The sequence below is a fragment of the Clostridia bacterium genome (genome assembly GCA_036562685.1).
In the GTDB taxonomy this organism is placed as follows: Bacteria; Bacillota; Clostridia; order Christensenellales; family DUVY01; genus DUVY01.
Genome location: DATCJR010000111.1, coordinates 1 through 3,208, shown reverse-complemented (window position 1 = coordinate 3,208; position 3,208 = coordinate 1). Strand labels below are relative to the sequence as shown.

3 protein-coding genes are annotated in these 3,208 nt (G+C 29.8%); 2 read left to right on the top strand and 1 reads right to left on the bottom strand.

Annotated elements, in window-relative coordinates:
- Positions 1–344, top strand: a 344-nt coding sequence (locus VIL26_05190; GenBank protein HEY8390327.1) for a flavin reductase, incomplete at its 5' end; no start/stop codon positions are given.
- A gap of 9 nt (positions 345–353) precedes the next feature.
- Here the strand turns inward: VIL26_05190 and sigK are convergent.
- The gene (gene sigK, locus VIL26_05185) at positions 354–1,055 is read right to left on the bottom strand and encodes an RNA polymerase sporulation sigma factor SigK (protein HEY8390326.1); all 702 of its coding nucleotides are present in this window, start codon (positions 1,053–1,055) and stop codon (positions 354–356) included.
- A gap of 137 nt (positions 1,056–1,192) precedes the next feature.
- Between sigK and VIL26_05180 the strand changes: the two genes are divergently transcribed.
- Positions 1,193–3,208: hypothetical protein (locus VIL26_05180; GenBank protein HEY8390325.1), on the top strand; the 2,016-nt coding region annotated here is incomplete at its 3' end.

The following is a 3,208-nucleotide window of genomic DNA, read 5'->3' as shown; positions in this document are numbered from 1 at the left end:
CAACAATTTTTATAAGACCGACCCGCTATACTTTAGATTTTGTTGAGAAAAATGATTATTTTTCGCTTAATGTTATGACAGATAAAAAAGTTTACAATATCTGCGGCTCAAAATCGGGCAGGGATATAGACAAAACAAAAGCATGCAATCTAACACCTATTTTTTTAGATAATACAGTTTTTTTTGAAGAGAGTGAACTCGTGATTGTCTGCAAAAAGATATATATTAGTGCTTTAGATAATAATAATTTTCTTGATCCTGAGATTGAAAAAAATTACCCTCAAAAAGATTATCACAAAATTTTTGTCGGTGAAATTATAAAAGCTTATAAAAATGAAAAATAAATGACAGTTTTAATTTTTTAAACTGCATTTTGCAAGCTCATTGCGTATTTTTGCAAGAGCTTTTTTTTCTATTCGCGATATATATGAACGAGATATTCCTAATTTCGCAGCTACTTCTCTTTGAGTCATACTTTTTTGATCGCCAAGAGAATAACGCATTTTTATAATCATATATTCCCGTTTGTCAAGAACTTGCTTTATAATATCCATAATCTTATCTAGAAGTATGTGATTTTCTACTTGATCAACAATACTGTCTTCTTTAATAAATAACAAATCCATTAATGTAATTTCATTGCCTTCTCTGTCAATGCCTACAGTGTCAGCCAAAGACAAATTGGTGCGGTGCTTTTTATTGGCACGAATATACATCAATATTTCGTTTTCAATGCACTTTGCGGCATATGTCGCAAGTTGAGTACCTTTATCATGGGAATATGTGTTAATAGCCTTTATTAGGCCTATACTGCCGACTGAAATCATATCGTCAACTTCAGCTGCATTATTGAATTTTTTTACAATATGGGCGACAAGTCTTAAGTTATGGCGAATCAGAATATCTTTTGCCTGAATATCGCCTTGTTTGTAAAGTTCTAGATATTTTTTTTCTTCTTCCTGAGTTAAGGGTTTGGGGAATGTTCCCTTATTGTTGACATAAGAAGTGAAAAAAAATATCTTACTTAAAAATGTAAAAAGGTTTTCAATTATCATTAAATCCGCCCAAATCAAAAAAAGTAAATAAAAAAGCTATAAAAGCAGCTATACATATATATGTTGATTTTTGTCGAAAATTGCCTGTCCTTATCTTACTGTTTAAGATTACAGACCTTAGGAAATAATAAATCAATATGCAATATCTTTGGATTGTAATTACGGTTATAATATTTGGATTAATTTTGAAGATTGTAGGGTGGCATGGCGACCCCCGTTTTGAACTTGGCGTTAATGTTAATTTTGATGAATTAAAACAAAGGATCAGAGCTTTATCAGTTGAACATAAGATAATTAAATCGAAAAATGGCTCAATGGATATAAGCGTTATTGCATCCAAAATATCAAAAGCATATAAGATTATCAGCAAAAAATCTGCCAAGGGCTATAATCTTTTGGAATTTGAAAAATGGCTTTATGATAATAATTATTTTTTAGAAGACATTTTATTGGATGTTAGTCAAAAATTGCAAAGAATGCCCAAGCTGCCATTAATAAATGACCGTCCAAGGATTTATGAATTAATAAATTACATTATTAGATACAGCGACGGCTATTTGAGCAAAGAGAGAATAAAAGAATTATTAAATATATATCAAGCAGAATGTCCATTGTCATTTGATGAATGTCGGCATATAAAGACTATGATTGAATATTGCCTTTTGGAATATGCCGCTATCATTTCTTTAAAAAGCATTGTAATTAATAAAAATATTTTAAAAGCATGTTCAAAAAAATATAAACATAAAATTAATGAAAGTTTAAAGAACAATAGTTTTATTTATGGAATTAACTTATGCAAAGACAGCAAGAAGATTGACGAAATAGCAAAATACTGTCAAAAACTTGGATTTGATTTTTCTCAACGATTGGACAGCTTTAACCGTCAAATAATTAGATATAATATATTAATCTCAAATGTTATCAATTCTTTAAGAACTATAAATGAGATAGTTAACACTTCTTTTATTTTGGATATTTCACCAATTAATAAAATTTTGCTTAACGAGGAGGCAGGAGTTTATAAAAGAAGTACAGAATATAGCAAAATGCTGTATCTTGAGACTTTGTCGCGCTTAGCTAGAAAAAAAAGGCTAAATGAATTGTTTTTGGCACGTCATCTTATAACTTTAATTAACGCTAAGGGTAGTCATATAGCACATAACTTATTTGAACGAAAATATCAAAAAGCAAAGGCTATATTATATATCTTTAGTATATTATTTTTGGCTGTAGGAACTAACGGACTCATTTCTTATTTTTTCTTTAATGCTATATGGAAGGCGCTAATTTATTTTATAATTTCTTTGCCTATATATATTTTCATTTTTACGGCTCTTGTCAATAAGCTATTATGTTCTTTGGTTAGACATAAGCCTTTATTAAGAATTGATTTTTTACAAGGTATTCCTGACGAATATCTTACTATGGCTGTAATTTCTCAGCTTATTAGCGATAAGCAAGAACTGAAAAATGCAATTGAAAACTTAAAAAAATTAAAGACAGTTAATAATCACAAAAATATTAAATTTTGCTTATTACTGGATTTTTTGACTTCAAATCAAGAAAAAAGCAAACAGGATGATGAGTTGTTACGGTATGCACGCAAACTTTTTTATGAACATCTTAATGAAAACGAATATAATATTTTTTGGCGAAAAAGAACATATAACCCAAACGACAATAACTATTCAGGCGAAGAGAGAAAAAGAGGAGCGATTTCCAAACTTATTTCTTTTCTTTGCGGTGATGATACATTAGATAGCTTTTGTCTTGTCTTGGGTGATACCAATCAAAAAATCAAATATTTGATTGCATTAGATAGCGATTCTTTTACTTTGCAATGCAAAGAAATCATAGAAACCATGGCTCATCCTCAAAACCATAAATATGATTTGATGGGCTTTGCTGTTCATTCCAATCCATTGACATCAATCAAAACTCCATTTTCTTATGCTTTTTCTGATAACAGAGGGTATGATGTTTATTCCTTTGGATGTACCAATTTGGGGTCAGATGCATTTAATCAAGGCTTATTTTGCGGTAAAGGTATTATAGACGTTGAAAGATTTAATCAAAAGCTAAAGGGAAAATTGCCCAAAAATCGAATTCTTAGTCATGATCTTATTGAGGGAGCATGGCTTAATACAATA